This is a genomic window from Bombella sp. ESL0380, from assembly GCF_009725805.1.
Classification (GTDB): domain Bacteria; phylum Pseudomonadota; class Alphaproteobacteria; order Acetobacterales; family Acetobacteraceae; genus Bombella; species Bombella apis.
Genome location: NZ_WNIH01000003.1, coordinates 744,539 through 760,618, shown reverse-complemented (window position 1 = coordinate 760,618; position 16,080 = coordinate 744,539). Strand labels below are relative to the sequence as shown.

Annotated in this window: 15 protein-coding genes; 12 read left to right on the top strand and 3 right to left on the bottom strand. The window is 57.6% G+C overall.

What is annotated here, in order from left to right:
* The first annotated feature begins 101 nt into the window (after positions 1 to 101).
* Positions 102 to 1,223: an S-(hydroxymethyl)glutathione dehydrogenase/class III alcohol dehydrogenase gene (locus GM608_RS04515; RefSeq protein ID WP_043561195.1), complete on the top strand. Its 1,122-nt coding sequence runs from the start codon at positions 102 to 104 to the stop codon at positions 1,221 to 1,223.
* Complete coding sequence (gene fghA / locus GM608_RS04510; RefSeq protein ID WP_373364567.1) at positions 1,223 to 2,074, top strand: S-formylglutathione hydrolase; 852 nt, start codon at positions 1,223 to 1,225, stop codon at positions 2,072 to 2,074. The genes GM608_RS04515 and fghA overlap by 1 nt, the downstream gene beginning before the upstream one ends.
* Positions 2,075 to 2,138: 64 nt before the next feature.
* Here fghA and hisI read toward each other — a convergent pair whose 3' ends face one another.
* Together hisI and GM608_RS04500 are read right to left on the bottom strand one after the other, a co-directional pair.
* Positions 2,139 to 2,561: a phosphoribosyl-AMP cyclohydrolase gene (gene hisI, locus GM608_RS04505; RefSeq protein ID WP_081563179.1), complete on the bottom strand. Its 423-nt coding sequence runs from the start codon at positions 2,559 to 2,561 to the stop codon at positions 2,139 to 2,141.
* Between the two features lies 1 nt (position 2,562).
* Positions 2,563 to 3,411 carry a folate-binding protein YgfZ gene (locus GM608_RS04500; protein ID WP_166651606.1) on the bottom strand — a complete coding sequence of 283 codons (849 nt, stop codon included), beginning with the start codon at positions 3,409 to 3,411 and terminating at the stop codon, positions 2,563 to 2,565.
* An 87-nt stretch (positions 3,412 to 3,498) separates the two neighbouring features.
* On the opposite strand from GM608_RS04500, the gene GM608_RS04495 reads away from it, so the two are divergent.
* The 5 genes from GM608_RS04495 to GM608_RS04475 are packed head-to-tail and all read left to right on the top strand — an operon-like array spanning position 3,499 to position 9,205.
* Positions 3,499 to 5,889: a cache domain-containing protein gene (locus GM608_RS04495; RefSeq protein WP_243831574.1), complete on the top strand. Its 2,391-nt coding sequence runs from the start codon at positions 3,499 to 3,501 to the stop codon at positions 5,887 to 5,889.
* Positions 5,886 to 6,704 (top strand): ABC transporter permease, encoded by an 819-nt coding sequence (locus tag GM608_RS04490; protein ID WP_154981426.1) that lies wholly within the window; start codon positions 5,886 to 5,888, stop codon positions 6,702 to 6,704. Before GM608_RS04495 ends, GM608_RS04490 begins: the two co-directional genes overlap by 4 nt.
* Positions 6,705 to 6,706: 2 nt before the next feature.
* A complete protein-coding gene (locus GM608_RS04485; protein WP_052349054.1) occupies positions 6,707 to 7,438 on the top strand; it encodes an ABC transporter ATP-binding protein in 732 nt (243 codons plus the stop codon).
* 10 nt (positions 7,439 to 7,448) lie between these two features.
* On the top strand, positions 7,449 to 8,420 hold the full coding sequence (locus GM608_RS04480) for an MlaD family protein (RefSeq protein ID WP_333645094.1): 972 nt from the start codon (positions 7,449 to 7,451) through the stop codon (positions 8,418 to 8,420).
* Positions 8,417 to 9,205: a hypothetical protein gene (locus GM608_RS04475; RefSeq protein WP_333645093.1), complete on the top strand. Its 789-nt coding sequence runs from the start codon at positions 8,417 to 8,419 to the stop codon at positions 9,203 to 9,205. The genes GM608_RS04480 and GM608_RS04475 overlap by 4 nt, the downstream gene beginning before the upstream one ends.
* A 71-nt stretch (positions 9,206 to 9,276) precedes the next feature.
* On the opposite strand, the gene bioB is transcribed toward GM608_RS04475, so the two are convergent.
* A complete protein-coding gene (gene bioB, locus GM608_RS04470; RefSeq protein ID WP_043560069.1) occupies positions 9,277 to 10,272 on the bottom strand; it encodes a biotin synthase BioB in 996 nt (331 codons plus the stop codon).
* A gap of 121 nt (positions 10,273 to 10,393) precedes the next feature.
* Between bioB and GM608_RS04465 the strand changes: the two genes are divergently transcribed.
* The 5 genes from GM608_RS04465 to fabG all read left to right on the top strand — a co-directional run bounded on the left by GM608_RS04465 (position 10,394) and on the right by fabG (position 15,947).
* Complete coding sequence (locus GM608_RS04465; protein WP_043561201.1) at positions 10,394 to 11,218, top strand: acyl-ACP desaturase; 825 nt, start codon at positions 10,394 to 10,396, stop codon at positions 11,216 to 11,218.
* Positions 11,219 to 11,255: 37 nt separating this feature from the next.
* Positions 11,256 to 13,349, top strand: coding sequence for a M13 family metallopeptidase (locus GM608_RS04460; protein WP_333645091.1), 2,094 nt, complete (start codon positions 11,256 to 11,258; stop codon positions 13,347 to 13,349).
* Between the two features lie 122 nt (positions 13,350 to 13,471).
* The gene (locus GM608_RS04455) at positions 13,472 to 14,197 is read left to right on the top strand and encodes a glycine betaine ABC transporter substrate-binding protein (RefSeq protein ID WP_043560070.1); all 726 of its coding nucleotides are present in this window, start codon (positions 13,472 to 13,474) and stop codon (positions 14,195 to 14,197) included.
* A gap of 48 nt (positions 14,198 to 14,245) precedes the next feature.
* A complete protein-coding gene (fabD, locus tag GM608_RS04450; protein WP_103765550.1) occupies positions 14,246 to 15,190 on the top strand; it encodes an ACP S-malonyltransferase in 945 nt (314 codons plus the stop codon).
* Positions 15,191 to 15,203: 13 nt separating this feature from the next.
* Positions 15,204 to 15,947, top strand: coding sequence for a 3-oxoacyl-[acyl-carrier-protein] reductase (fabG, locus tag GM608_RS04445; RefSeq protein WP_043560072.1), 744 nt, complete (start codon positions 15,204 to 15,206; stop codon positions 15,945 to 15,947).
* Positions 15,948 to 16,080: the final 133 nt, after the last annotated feature.

Here is a 16,080-nt window from a genome sequence, read left to right as displayed (position 1 = left end):
TGGCGAGTGGTGAATATGTCAGGGCTTGAAGCCCGCTCATTCTGTGGCACAATTCGGGCCGCAGAAACAGCGACAGACAGAATTAATAAGGGGTAATGAAAATGGACGTTCGCGCCGCAATCGCTCTTGAAGCAGGCAAACCGCTGGTTGTTGATACCGTCCAGCTGGAAGGGCCCCGGGATGGGGAAGTGCTGGTGGAGATCATGGCCACGGGGCTGTGCCATACGGATAAATACACGCTCTCCGGCAAGGATCCTGAAGGTCTGTTTCCGTCCATTCTGGGGCATGAGGGGGCCGGGATTGTCCGTGAGGTCGGTGCCGGGGTGAAGCACCTCAAGCCTGGTGATCATGTCATTCCCCTTTATACCCCGGAATGTCGTGAGTGTCCGTCATGCCTTTCCCGCAAGACCAACCTGTGCACGTCCATCCGCAGTACGCAGGGCAGAGGCCTGATGCCGGATGGCACGACACGGTTCTCTTACAAGGGAAAGCCGGTCCACCATTATATGGGCTGTTCCACATTCGCCAATTTCACGGTCATGCCGGAAATTGCCCTGGCAAAGATCCGTTCTGATGCTCCGTTCGACAAGGTCTGCTACATCGGCTGCGGCGTGACGACCGGCATTGGTGCCGTGCTGTTCACGGCCAAGGTCGAGGCCGGCTCCACCGTGGCGGTGTTCGGTCTGGGCGGAATCGGCCTGAATGTCATTCAGGGAGCCAAAATGGTCGGGGCAAACCGCATCATCGGCATCGATATCAACCCCGAGCGTGAGGCCATTGCCCGTAAATTCGGCATGACGGATTTCGTCAATCCCAAGGATCTGGGAGAGAATGGTGATCTTGTTGGTCATCTCATCGAACTGACGGGGGGCGGCGCCGACTATACGTTCGAGTGTGTGGGTAATGTCAGCCTGATGCGTCAGGCGCTGGAAAGTGCCCATCGCGGCTGGGGTGTGTCCTGCGTGATTGGCGTGGCCGGTGCAGGGCAGGAAATCAGCACGCGGCCTTTCCAGCTCGTGACAGGTCGCCGCTGGATCGGCTCTGCCTTCGGGGGGGCCCGTGGCCGGACTGACGTTCCGAAGATCGTGGACTGGTACATGGAAGGGCGCATCAACATTGATGATCTCATCACCCATGAGATGAAACTGGATGACATCAACCAGGGCTTCGAGATGATGGAGCGTGGCGAAGGCATCCGCAACATTGTGAATTACGGGCTATGATGGGCAGGAATCCATTCACACTGATTGAGCGTCATCCCTGCTGTGGAGGGGAGGTACACTTCCTCTCCCACCAGTCGCAGGAACTTGGGTTACCGGCCCGTGTCAGCATTTTCCTTCCGGCAAAGGCGCTTGCTGGTGATCGTGTGCCTGCCATTCATGTTCTGGCGGGCCTGACCTGCACGCAGGAGACGTTCCTCATCAAGAGCAACGCCATCCGTCATGCGGCGGACCATGGCCTTGCCCTGGTGGCGCCGGATACATCCCCACGGGGTGCAGACGTGGCCGGGGAAGATGATGCCTATGATCTGGGCACGGGTGCCGGCTATTATGTCGATGCCACGACAGACCCATGGGCGGCCCATTATCGCATGGGCTCCTATGTGCGCCGGGAGCTGCCTGCTCTGGTGGAAGAGCATTTTCCCATCATGGCCGGACGCCGTGGAATCATGGGTCATTCCATGGGAGGCATGGGGGCTCTGGCTGTGGCGCTTGGTGATGCTGGAGCGTGGCAGACTGTGTCAGCTTTTGCTCCCATTTCTTCACCCTCGCAGGTGGATTGGGGGCATAAGGTGACGGATGCCTATTTTGGCGGGCACGAGGCCGAGTGGGCGCAGTACGATCCTTGCCTTCTTCTGGAGGCCGGCATGACCCATCCGGGCACGCTGCTGGTCGATCAGGGACTGGATGACGAATTCCTGTCCCGTTTGCAGCCGGAGCGGCTGGAACAGGCGGCAAAGGCGGCTGGGCAGTCCCTGACACTGCGGCGGCATGAGGGGTATGACCATTCTTACTGGTTCGTGCAGAGTTTCATACAGGACCATCTCAAACATCATGCCGAAGGCCTGCTCTGATCATTCATGATTATGGCGTGGCTGAAGCCCTTTCCACCTTCGGGTCGGAAAGGGCTTTTCTGTGTCAGGATGATTTTTTCGTGCTGTAAAGTTCTTCAGGAGCAATGGCCGGGCTGGTCAGCTCTACACAGCCGGCAGGGGTGAGGGACTGATAAAAGCAGCTGCGGCGACCCGTATGGCAGGCAACGCCTTTCTGCTGGACGGTCAGGAGCAGACAGTCCGCATCACAGTCCAGAGCGGCGGCAAGAAGGTGCTGTTCCTGCCCGGAGCTTTCTCCTTTGCGCCAGAGTGTGTTCCGGCTGCGGGAATAGTAGCAGACCCGCCCTGTTGCCAATGTTTCGGCCAGGGCCTCCCGGTTCATCCAGGCCAGCATGAGAACTTCGCCGTTTTCATCCTGTGCGATGGCGCTGATGAGGCCCCGGCTGTTGAAATGAACTTCATCCAGCAGGGTTGTCAGGGTAGGATCGGTGATAGGCTGCCAAGGCATGTCAGGAGTCCTTTTCTTGGGTCTGTTCCGTATCTCTGGGGAGCCAGTCAGGCCAGTCCAGCGTGATGGGGTGGTCGTCCAGCTGTAGCCCGCTGGTGTTCCAGGCCCGACGGTGCAGCAGGGCGAGCCCGTGCTGACCGGCATGTGACCTGAGCTCACCGACCTCCTGTCCGTCCAGTGTCACAGTGCCCTCATCGGGTAGGGGCTGGCCATCGGTAGACCGTACCGGCAGCAGCCGTTTCTTGATGAGCCCCCGATAATGGGTCCGAGCGGTGACCTCCTGCCCCAGGTAGCAGCCTTTGGTCCATGATACGCCATGGAGGTGGTCCATGTTGGCCTCCAGCACCAGTGTCTGGCCGGGGACGATATCCTCATCTCCCGGAATACCGGTTTGAAGGCGCCGGGCAAGCAGGGCGTCGGCTTCTCTCTGCTGGACGGCTTCATCATTGGCGGGAGAGCCTGGAATGATGGCCCGCCAGCCCAGTGCTGGATGCCGGGGGTCTGCAGCATGGATGAGTGCCCCGTCCGGCCGTGGGGTTTCCGGCGCTCCTGTCAGGATGGTGGCGTCCATCCGTTCCATGTGTACGTCTGCTCTCAGTCTGAAGCGACGCAGGGTTTTCAGGAGGGAGTCCGTTTCAGTCTCTGGGAGGTCGAGAAGGAGAGCCTCTTCAGTTTTCCATAGGAAGAAGAGCGTCTGTATGCGTCCCTGGGCATTGAGCATGGCGGCCCATGCGGTCCCGTTTTGTGAAAGGGCCTGTACATCATTGGTTATGAGGCCGTTCAGAAAGCTGGTCCGTTCATTTCCTGTGAGTGAAATGACAGAACGGCGTGAAAGATGGTTGCGCTTCATCAGTGTCCGCATGATAGTGGTGGCAAAAGAAAAGGGACCTTCGCCCTATTCCAGCATGGCATAAAAGGTATCATTTCGGGATACCGGATGACCGAGGGGGATTCTAGAGCCTTGCCGACAGATGAGATCATAGATCCCGCCATTGATACGACAGGGCGGCGCTGGCAGCTTTTTCAGTTCATAGGGCCAATCCTTGGCGTGATCCTGGTCATCATGACCATCGGAGTTGTCACGCTCTACACGTACAGGACCATGCGGGAGGGGGCGATCACCCTTTCGCGGAATCTGCTCAAAAGCCAGCAGCGTTATATTACGGAAGAAGTCAGCCATTATCTCTCTCCGGCGACGGGTATTTCCTTCATGGCCAGTGGAATGCTGGCCAGTGATGACATGAAGGCGAATGCCAGTGCCTTCATGTCGTTGGGGCGCTCTGTCCTGCGGGGCATTCCGCATGTGGACAGTTTCTATCTGGCTGATGATCAGGGGCATTTCTGGATGTCTGCCCGGCGGGAAGGGCAGTACGAGGAAACGACTCTTCAGGAAGAAGACGGGGCCCCCTATTACCGCCATAGGGTCACCGACAAGGATGGCCGCTTCATCTCTACGGACAGGCTTTCTGCCGAAGGGTATGATCCACGGCTGCGTCCCTGGTACAAGGGGGCTCTCCGGTTTGAGGACAGGACACCGGACCGGCGCCTGTTCTGGACCGACCCTTATCCTTATCTCTCGACGCATCAGTTCATCGTCACGGCCTCCATGGCCTTCAGGACACTGGATGGACGGCACGTCGTTTTTGCCATCAGCATTTCATTGAATCAGCTGACACGCTTCGTGAACAGCCTCAAGGTCGGCAAGAGCGGACAGGCTGTGATCGTGGATCTGAGTGGTCATGTGATTGCGGGCCATAACATGCTGGATGTCGGCAAGCCAGGTTTCGATGCGGAGAATGTCCATCTGGACCCCAAGACACAGCCGGTGTTCGTCCGGGCGCTCAATGTGTTTCGTGTCATGGGAGATGGTACGGGCATGGTCCATGCCAGGGGACAGAACTATGTTACCATTGCCTCTGCCATGCCGCTGGCCAAGAGGTCGTGGGTGCTGCTGCTGAATGCGCCTGAAAGTGACTTTGCCAGTTTTACACATGCCGTGCAGAAACAGGCGGTTTATTTTTCTGTTGTGATTGTCGGGCTGGCGCTGATTCTCGCCATGGGGCTGATCTATCAGGGACGGCGGGTTGAACGGTTGCAGACCGGCCTGAATGTGCTTGATGAAAAAAAGAAGGAAGACAATGCGGTCCTTCTGAAGATCACCAACATGGAAGGTCTGCTCGATCCAGAGCAGGAACAGCCTTATTTCTGCGAGGCTCTGGCCGAACGTGCCGTAGCACGCCGGGCCAGCATCTGGCGGCTGCTGGCTGATGGGGACAGGCTGCTGTGTGAGGACATGTTCGACCGTGGCAGGGATGCTCACGGTTCGGGCATGGAGCTGACCAGAAACGGTCACTCTGGCGTCTTTGAATGTCTGGAAAGCGGCCATGCCGTTGATCTGCCAGATGCGGAGGAGGATCAGCGTTTCCAGAGCCTTCAGCGTGTGGTCATGCGGATGATCGGAGCCAGACATCTCTTCTTCATGCCTGTGATGGAAGAGCACCGGCCGGTGGGCGCCATCATGCTGGAGGACCCCTACCAGCTGGGTGAGGCGGACCGTGTTATTGGTCTGATCGCTTCGATTCTGGCTGTCCGTTTCGGTCATGTTCAGGAGGAAGAGAAAAAGGCGGCGCAGGCTCAGGGCGGGCCTGTCACCATGGCCGATTCTGCTGGCCGGTCCCCCAGACCCCAGATGCGTATTGTCGAGGGCTTTCTCATTCATCCGGAAGAGGAAACTGACAGGACACCGCCCATGCCCGGCCTGTATCCGACGGTGCCCATCATGGTTCTGGAATTTTCCGAGGCTTATTCTTCCAACCGCGATGCTGCCCAGGCCATGCTGGAACTGGTGGCCGAACTTGGCGGGAAGATCGAAGGCATTGCCAGGGAGCGTGGTCTGTTTTCGGCCCAGGTGGCGGGGAATCGGTTCATTTTCCTGGGCAGCTGTTCCCAGAACGTTGATGCGGAGGGGGCCGTCCATCTTGCAGAGGCAGCCATCGGAATCAGGGAAGCCTGCCTGATGGTCATTGCCCAGATGAACACGCAGCTCATGTTCCGTATCGGGATTGACGTCGGGCCTGTCCTTGTTGCCTATTTTGGGGAGAGACGGGACATCTTCAATCTGTGGGGAGAGGGGCTCACCATGGCAGAAGCCTTGGCCCACAATGCTCCTGATGGGGGGCAGGTACAGGTCTCAGAGCGAGCCTATCAGGCCCTGCAGGGCATTTTCCTGTTCCGTCTGAGGGGAGAGTTTTTCCTGCCCAACAATGGGATCTCCAACAGCTACATTCTGGCAGGCAGGAGTGAGAACACGGCGGCAGGGGGATCATGAATTTCTCCGAGCGCTTTGCCGTCATTAATAGTGGCCTGGCCATGCTGGGCCGTTTTGCCCGGTCCCAGCCCCGGTTCTTTCTCATCATGATCGGGGCTGCATGGGGGGTCGTCTATGAGATGCTGCACCCCAGCTCATGGCGTCGGACGGTCATCATCGAGTTTCGTCGCAATCTGCGTCAGCTGGTAGGTAGCGGTTTTTTCAGCGTAGTGGTGGTGGCCGTCATCACGGGGTTGGGGCTGGTTTCGCAGGCTGTTTACTGGCTGGGTTTTGCTGGCATGTCGCAGATGACCGGAAGCCTTCTCTCCAGCGTCCTGCTACGGGAAATTGCGCCCATTCTCGTCGGCGTCATTCTTCTGGGACGTTCTGGCATGTTGATGCTGACGGAAATGGGCACTCTGACAACCAGCGGGCGGCTCAAGACCCTGAATGGCATGGGTATTGATCCGTTTCTGGCACTTGTCGTGCCACGAACCATTGCGACGACGGTGGGCGGGGTCACGCTGGGTACCTTTTTCAGCGTCATCGCTTTGGGCATGGGGTATGTGGCCTGCTGGATGAAAGGGATCGTCACGTCATCCATCTGGTCTTTCATTTTCGATGTGATCAACAGCATGCAGCCGGGTGATTATATCGGGATTCCTCTGAAATTTCTTCTGAGCGGGGCCTGTGTCGGTCTGTGCTGCTGTCTGTCTGGCATGGATGTGACGGCAGAGGACAATCTGACAACCTTCATGCCACGGGGCTTTGCGCGTGGCATCATGTCCATTCTGGTCATCAATGTGGTGATCGACGTCATTCTGGGGAGCTTCTGACGGTGGAAGGCACAACTCTTTCAGAAGGGGATTATGGTTTTGTCCTGAAGCTGGATGATGCTGTTCCGGTGTCTGATTCCACAGGGTTGCCTTCAGTAAAATACAATCTGGCACTGGCACCCGGTGAATGTGTGTTCGTGGAGTGTCGTGACAGTTTCAGGGCGTCGCAGTTTACGGATTTCTGCGCAGGGCTTCTGCCCGTCAAGCAGGATGCGAGGACAGGCAGGGGACAGGGAACGGTCAGCTGCATGGGGCTGAACTGGGCGGAGCTGGATGAAAGACGGGCGCAGGCACTGCGGGGGCGTATCGGTCGCATTACCGAGGACAGTGGCTGGATTGACCTGTACGAGATGCATATGAACATTCTCTGGCCTAGCCTGCATCACAGTCGTGCCTCTTATGACAGACTGGTGGTGGAGGCCGTCCAGCTGGCCCAGTCATTCGGCATGCCCGGCCTGCCAACGCAGCTGCCTGAAAAACTCTCCCCGCTGGACAGGAAACGCTCGGAATATGTGCGAACCTTCATGAACAGGCCGTCCTTGCTTCTGTTGGAAAATCCTATCAGTCTTGGGGGACCGGTCGAGCTGTACAACGCTTTTCTGACAGAACTGACAGCTGCACGGGAGCGGGGCTGTGCGGTCGTGTGGATCGGTTCGGAGCGTTCCGCCTGGGCTGGTTATGCCGGGCCCGGCATGCAGCGTTTTCGCCTCGGTAGTAATGGTCTCGTAAAGTGAGAGATATGTGATGCGTCCTTTACGTTTACGTCGGCGTTCCGGTCTGGCAGCTCCTCTGTTCAGGAGCTCTTTCGTGGATGAGTGGGTCGGGCTGCTTGTTCTGCTGGCTCTTGTCATCCTGACAGCTGTTCTGGTCGAGGCCGGTTTTCTCAAGCAGTGGCTGACACCGGCAGGGCGTCTCCATTTCGTGCTGCCGGAAAGTGGTGTGGCGGGGTTGGCTGTCAATAATGACATTGAAGTCATGGGGGTCCGTGTAGGGGAAATCCGGCGGCTGGACCTCAATGAATCAGGCCGTATGTATGCGGAAGGAACGATCGAACCCCATTTCGAGCGCTATATTCGCAGTGACAGCATTGCTACCATCAAACGTCGCCTTGTCGTGGCGGGTGCGGGGTATATTGAAATCACCCGTGGGCAGGGAGAGCCGCTCAACTGGGATTATGCCGTGTTGAATACCAGCGTGGAACCCAACCCTGCGGACATGATTGTCCAGACCCTGATAGATCTGCGGGCCAGATTGCTTCCTGCCATGGATAATGTGGAAGAGATCACGAAGCAGGCCAAGGATATCATGGTGGACCTTCATGCAGGTAAGGGGACAGCTGGTGCCCTGCTGACCAATGAGGAAACGGCCCAGCGTGTAAATACGATCCTGGTTTCATTGAACAAGGCCATTGAGGCTGTGCAGCCACTGGAACAAAAGTTGCAGATTACGCTGAATGAAGCCAATGGCGTGATGCAGAATGTGCATGGCCTGACCAAGGGGTTGAAAGATGCCGGCCCGGAAGTGCAGCGGAGCGTCCGTAATGTGGCTGATGCCACGGAGCAGCTTCCCGCCGTTCTGGCTGAAGCTGAGGCTACGGCAGACAGCCTGCGCAAGCTGAGTGATCAGCTGCGGGGTTTGTGGTTGCTGGGCGGTGGTGGCGGCAAAAACAGGCACCGGCCTGACCGCAGGCTCCCGGCCCGTGAGGTGAGACCATGAAATTTTGCAATGTCATCATCTCTCTTTCCCTCTCCGCCGGGCTTCTCTCAGGTTGTTCCAGCGGTCCCGGTGAGTGGGAAGACCAGCGCTACGCCACAAGAATGGATGCTGCCGACAGTGTGTTCAGTCTTGGCTATATCCAACAGGCGAGGCAGCATTACGCAGATGCTCTGGAGCGGGCGTTTCTGATTGATGATGTTCAGGCCATCCATGATGCCGGTTTCAACCTGGCTACCAGCGAGCTGCGTCTGAAAGACTATCAGGCGAGTCTGGAGACATTACGCCGGGTGTCTGAAGCATTGATGGTGAGGGGCTGGACTGGCGGACGGCAGGCTGATCTGCATCTCGTACGGGCATCTGTCTTTTATGCCCAGACATATTGGCAGCATGCGGGTGATGAGGCGAAGCTGGCCAGGACCAGTCCGGATGATCGGATACGTTTCAGCGCTTATGCGTTGGGTGGTCTGGCAGCAGCTGCGCAGTTTGATCGGGCTGGGCTGGAGGAGGCCATCACCGCTCTTGCTCCCAGCAGGAATGACAAGGACCAGGCCAACCTGAAAGAACTTCTTACCCTGCGTCTGATCCTGAACAGGGATTGGCAGCCAGCGGCAGAGTCTGCCGAGGGGCTGGTGAAAATACGCAGGGAAGACATGGATTACGAAGCCATGCGTCGGGCTCTGCTGCTGGAGGCCAAAGCTCTTCGTGCCATGGGGAAGGAGCAGGCTGCTGGGCGTGTCATGCAGCGTTTCAGGGATAGTGCCCGGAAGCAGCAGAGCAGCCTGTAAGCTCGCTGCCTGTCTGGTCAGGTGGATGCGCGCCAGAAACCGTTCTGGAGCGCATCCATGGTGGGGTCAGATCAGGCTGTTGCCGTTTTCTGCATCATGGGGCTCATGCCCAGCATGGCCAGAAGCTCTGTGTCCCTGTTCTGTGCCGGATTGGGCGTCGTGAGCAGCTTTTCCCCCCAGAAAATGGAGTTGGCTCCTGCCAGAAAACAGAGCGCATGTGTTGATTCGGACATGTTTTCACGTCCCGCTGCCAGACGGACGTGGCTGGCTGGCATCATGATGCGGGCTGTTGCAATCACGCGGGCGAAGGTGATCGGATCCACGGCCTCTTCATCAGCCAGCGGAGTGCCCTCCACGCGGACGAGCAGGTTGATGGGAACACTTTCCGGGTGGGTCGGCAGATTGGCCAGTGTCGTCAGCAGGCCGGCACGGTCCTGCGTGTCTTCACCCATGCCGATGATCCCGCCGCAGCAGACCTTGATGCCGGCATCACGCACATTGGCCAGAGTATCCAGACGTTCCTGATAGGTCCGTGTGGTGATGATCTTGCCGTAGAAATCTTCTGACGTATCAAGATTATGATTGTAATAGTCCAGACCGGCCTCTTTCAGGCGGGCAGACTGGCTGGGCGTGAGCATCCCTATGGTCAGGCAGGTCTCCAGTCCGAGAGCCTTGACCTCCTCAACCATGCGGCAGACAGCATCCAGGTCACGGTCCTTCGGGGCACGCCATGCAGCGCCCATGCAGAACCGCCCGGCACCGGCTTCCTTCGAGCGTCTGGCATCGGCGATGACACGCTCCAGCGGCATGAGCTTTTCAGCGGCCATGCGCTTGTCGTGGTGGGCGCTCTGCGGACAGTAGGAGCAGTCTTCCGGGCAACCGCCGCTCTTTATGGAGAGCAGGGTTGATATCTGTACCTTTGTGGGGTCAAAAAATTGCCGGTGTGCCAGCTGTGCCTGAAAGATCAGCTCCGGGAAGGGCAGAGCAAGAAGGGCTTCTGCTTCTTCGCGAGCCCAGTCGTGCCGGAGCGTGACCTTCTGAGGCGAGGGGCAGGTCTGTTCAGTCATCTAGCTTTTGTCTCCAGAGTTGGCTGCATACACCTACCCAAAAGATGGACGCTATGCCATCCGAAAAGTATGATAGATGCATGAAGGGTTAACGTCATTTCGGAAAATTCAGGGTGTCTTTATGAAACATTGGCAGATTGATCAGATGGACTGGGCCGCCTTTGACGCGACGAAGGTGAACCCTGATATCCTTGCCCTCGTGAAGGCAGCTTCTGTGGTGGAGCGGAATGCACGGGACTATACCTGTTACCTCAGGAATGTTTTCCATGACGATTCCGGTTTCCGGGATGCCGCACAGAACTGGGCGGAAGAAGAGGTCCAGCATGGAGATGCCCTTGGGAAATGGGCCATGCTGGCAGACCCGGACTGGGATTACGCCAAAGCTTTTGAGCGATATCGGGACGCTTACAGGATAGATACGGACGTGTCCTCATCCATCAGGGGGTCTCGTACGGGGGAGCTGATTGCCCGCTGCATGGTGGAAACGGGAACATCCTCTTTCTATACGGCACTGGCTGACGCTACGGATGAGCCCGTTCTGAAGGCGGTCTGCAAGCAGATCGCTGCTGATGAATACCGTCATTTCAAACTGTTTTATGACAACATGCATCGTTATCTGGAACGTGAGAAGCTGGGGCGCTGGTTCCGTCTGCGGATTGCCCTGAGCCGTGTGATGGAAAGTGAGGATGACGAACTTGCAACAGCCTTTTACATCACGAACAGTGAGAAATTCCGTTTTTATGATCACAAGAACTGTATTGCTGCCTACATGGCCCGGGCCCTGTCCTTCTACCAGCAGAAGCATCTGGACCGTGTCACGGCCATGATTTTGAAGACATCGGGCCTGACACCCCATTCCCGCATGCAGCGGTGGCTTGCGAAGGGGATGCATGCCCTGATCTCTTGGAAGCAGAGGTCGTTCGCCCGTCAGCTTCAGCAGGCCTGAGCTGTTTCATACCCTTTTTTCAACAATGGATGTTTTCATGAAAATTCCATCATTCCGTACCGTCCTGAAACAGTGCAGCATGCTCATGGTGATCGGGGGCGGGCTTGCCGCAGGGGCAGCTGGCCAAGCACAGACCCAGACGCCTCAGGCCTACAGGAATGGCTGGGGGTTTGATCAGGCAGGAATGGATCCGGCCACTCCGCCAGGGCAGGATTTCTTTACCTATGCCAACGGCCATTATATCGGGCAGCTGAAGATTCCTGACGACATGAGCAGTTACGGGCCTTTCCATATTCTTGCTGAACTGTCTCAGGTGAGGCAGAAAGCGCTTCTGGAGGCCTTGCTACCGTATGCGGAGGTGGGAGACGAACGCAGCAAGCTGGCAACCTTTTATAGCAGCTTTCTCGATCAGAAGACTGTTGATGCCAAAGGTGGCGATCCGCTTGAGGTGGAGCTGGGCCAGATACGGGACATGAATGACAGGGCATCCTTGGCCCGTCTGTTCGGTCTTTCGGCCAGCTCCCTCATGTACAGCCCTTTTGCTCTGGATATTGAACAGAACCAGAAGGATCCGACACAGTACATGCTGATGCTGGATCAGGGCATGAGTATTGGCATCAGTGGGGGTCTTGGGCTGCCTGACATCAGCTATTACAGCAATCCTGCCCTGGCCCCGCAGAAAAATGCCTACCGGGCTCATGTTGCCAGAATGTTGGAACTGCTGGACTGGCCTGATCCGGACAATGACGCCTCAGCTGTTGTGGCTCTGGAAACGGCACTGGCGAAGGTGGAAACTCCCCGTGATCAGACACGGGACCCCGTGAAGATGTTCAATCCGATGATGGTAAAAGAGCTGGTTGGTCTGGCGCCCGATGTGGATTGGGTCACTTACCTGCGGACCATGGGGGTGCCAGAGGCAGGTCTGATGGAGCGTGTGATCGATGTGCGTGAACCGGAATCCATTGCGGAGATGGCCCGGATCATTGCCGGGGCTGACAGGAGGACGGTCAAGGCCTGGCTGTCTTTCCATCTGGCCGACAATGCAGCGCCATATCTCTCTCGTGAGTTTTCAGATGCGTCTTTTGATTTCAATGGTCGGGTTCTGATGGGCATGAAGCGTCAGCCCGACCGCTGGAAGCGTGCTGTCCGTGCTACGAATACGGCCATGGGCTGGGCGCTGGGGCGCCTCTATGTAGAACATTATTTCCCGCCTGAGGCGAAGGATCAGATCACCGGGCTGGTCCAGGAGCTGAAGAAGGCCTTCCGCTGGCGGCTGGAGCATAATGAATGGATGGATGCTCCGACCCGTCAGGCGGCGCTCGTCAAGCTGGATCATTTTGCCATGCAGGTGGGCTATCCCCACAAATGGTGGGATTACTCCGCACTGGATATTCGCCCGGGCGATGTCTATGGCAATGCCTCACGTGGCATCGCTTTCAACTGGCATCATCGTCTGGACCAGCTCGACCGTCCCGTGGACCGGGACGAATGGGACATGACGCCTCAGACGGTGAATGCCTATAATGACCCGGTAAAGAACGAGATCGTTTTCCCTGCGGCCATTCTCCAGCCGCCATTCTTTGACCCCACGGGTGATATGGCCGTCAATTATGGCGGCATTGGCGGGGTCATTGGTCATGAGATGAGCCATGGTTTTGATGATCAGGGCCGTCATTATGATGAGCATGGTCGCCTGCATGACTGGTGGAGCAGCCGGTCTTCCCAGGCTTTTGAGGAAAGAGCGAAAAGACTCGGGGCCCAGTATGATGCCGAGGAAGTTTTTCCCGGCCTGCATGTGAATGGCAGGATGACCATGGGGGAAAATATTGCTGACCTTGGGGGGCTGAATCTGGCGGTGCAGGCCTATCATGACAGCCTTCATGGTCGGACGGAGGCACCTCTTCATGGTTGGACGGGAGACCAGAGAGTGTTTCTTGGCTGGGCGCAGGTCTGGCGTGAGAAGGACAGGCCAGATGCCCTGAAACGGCAGGTTCTTTCCAACGAGCATGCTCCAGCTGCCAGCCGGGTGAACATGCCGGTTCACAATATCGATCTCTGGTATCAGGTGTTCGGTGTGAAAGCGGGAGACAGGCTGTATCTGCCGCCGGAGCAGCGGGTCAAGATATGGTAACAGGAGCAGACCATCGTCCTGCGAAGCCAGCCCCTGCCTGAGGGAAAAATGGGGGCGGGGCTTCACAAACGGCCGGGCTATGGCTATCCCGGGTCTGTTTCTTCATCATGCGGGGCTGTTTCATGTCATATCTCACTATTGGTCATCTTTACACGGCGTTGCATGCCGCCTGTGCCAGTGGCGTGGCCCGTGTCATCGAGGCGAATGGTGAGGAAGTCGCCTATGCTGATCTGAGCCGGGATGAACGTTTACAGGCTTTGGATGATGGCGAGGTCGATATTCTCGTGTCGGCATGGTTCCCGCAGGATGAGGTCATTCTGTCTCATGGGCATGAAGCCATTGGTAGCCTGTATCATCCTGAACTTCAGTTTTCCGCCCTTAAAAAATCAGGGAAGGGTGCTGGCTGGAAGGCTGCAGACTTTACCTCCCTTCTCACCACGGCCGAGGCACGCCCGTTTGTGGAGAAAGCTTTTGAGCAGCGTCCTGCCCTCAAGGAGCTCCCTCTTGAAGTTGTTGCGCCGGAAGAGGTCTTCCCGCGGTTGAAGCAGGCGGAAGAGGCAGGGGATTGTCCTCTGGTCGCTGTCTGGCAGCCTCATGCCGTTTTCCATGTCGAGATGCTGGAGGGTCTTCCTGATGGAGACCTGCTTGCTGGCGAGGTGCAGACGGCCCGGCTTGTTCTGCGCAAGGGGCTTCGTGCGGAGGTGGATGAAGACATGCTGGATGAGCTGTCCATCATGATGCTGAGCAACAAGGTCATGAGCGCTCTTGACTACGCCGTAAGCATTGATGGAATGGGCCCCGGAGACGCTGCGGAATCATGGCAGCGCGGGCGGTTGATTCCCCGCTGACGTTCTTTTGTCATCACCGTTGATAAACTGAAAGCTGGAGGTGTTTGCATGGCTCGTCATGCGTTTGTGTTTCCTGGTCAGGGCAGCCAGTCTGTCGGGATGGGGCTGGAGTTGTACAAGGCATTCCCTGTTGCCCGTGCCGTGTTTGAAGAGGTGGATGAAGCTCTTGGGGCCAATCTTTCCCGGCTGATTTTTGAGGGGGATCCCGCCGAGCTGACGGCAACGGAGAACACCCAGCCGGCTCTTTTTGCAGTTTCCATGGCGACCGTGCGGGTGCTGGAACATGAAGGGGGCTTTGCCCTGAAAGAGAAAGCCATGCTTCTGGCAGGCCATTCCCTGGGAGAATATGCTGCCCTGACAGCAGCTGGTGTCATGGGGATTGCCGAGGGTGCCCGCCTTCTCCGCTTGCGGGGCCAGGCGATGCAGCGTGCTGTGCCTGCAGGGCAGGGAGGCATGGCGGCCATTCTGGGTGTTGAGCCGGATGTGGCGCAGGAGATCTGTGCAGACTGTGCGGAAGGTGATGTTCTGGAAATCGCCAATGACAATGGTGGTGGGCAGATCGTCATTTCGGGGCATATGGCAGCGGTGGACCGTGCCATGGCAGCGGCAAAGGACAGAGGCATCCGCCGTGTGGTGAAGCTGCCCGTATCAGCCCCGTTCCATTCTTCTCTGATGGCACCGGCTGCCGCCGAGATGGAAGAGGCTCTGGCAGGGGCAGCGTTCCGGCCTGCCGCCATTCCTGTCATTGCCAACGTGACGGCAGAACCAGTCTCTCAGCCTGATGACATCCGTACCTTGCTGGGCCAGCAGATCACCGGGCGTGTGCGCTGGCGGGAGACTGTACTTTCCATGCCGGGCAAGGATGTTACCTGCCAGCATGAGCTGGGTGCCGGGAAGGTGCTGACAGGGCTGGCGCGTCGCATCGTGCCTGATCTGGCGGCTGATCATGCTGGAACTCCGGCAGAGATCGAAACAATGCTGAAAAGCCTGTAAGGGGGTAGTCCTGATGTTTTCTCTTTCTGGTAAGCTGGCTCTGGTGACCGGCGCTTCTGGTGGTATTGGTGCGGCCATTGCCCGTCAGCTGCATGAGTGTGGTGCGACTGTCGTGCTGAGCGGAACACGGGAGGGAGCCCTCCAGGATGTGGCAGCGGCTCTGGGTGGTGAGCGTGTGCATGTCGTCACGGCCAATCTGTCGGATGATGCACAGGCCGATGCTCTGGTGGCCCGTGCAGAGGAAGTGGCAGGGCAGCCTCTGGATATTCTTGTCAACAATGCGGGGCTGACACGGGATACGTTGGCCGTGCGGATGAAGGATGATGATTGGGCACAGGTGCTCAAAGTCGATCTGGAAAGTCCGTTCCGTCTGGCCCGTGCTGCGCTGAAAGGGATGCAGCGGCGCCGTACCGGGCGTATCATCTCCATTTCTTCCATTGTGGGGACAACGGGCAATCCGGGGCAGGCCAATTATGCAGCTGCAAAGGCCGGTCTGGTGGGCATGAGCAAGTCTCTGGCCCAGGAAGCAGGCCGCCGTGGTGTGACGGTCAATGTTGTGGCACCGGGCTTCGTGGAGACTGCGATGACCGATGTTCTGCCGGAAGCTGTACGGGAGAAGCTGCTGGGTAACATTCCGCTTGGCCGTATGGGGCGCCCGGAGGATGTTGCTGCAGCCGTTGTCTATCTTGCTTCGGACGAGGCTGCATGGGTGACGGGCACGACGCTTCATGTTAATGGTGGGATGGCCATGGTCTGAAAAAGTTGGCGTTTGCAGGAAAACATGCTAAGCGCGGCCTGCTTGGCCTGGCAAAGGCTCAGAGTATGGCTTCATTGCCGGGCATTCCGATGTCCCGAAGCTGACAGGCAGGCAGGTTTTTTTCTTAGAAACA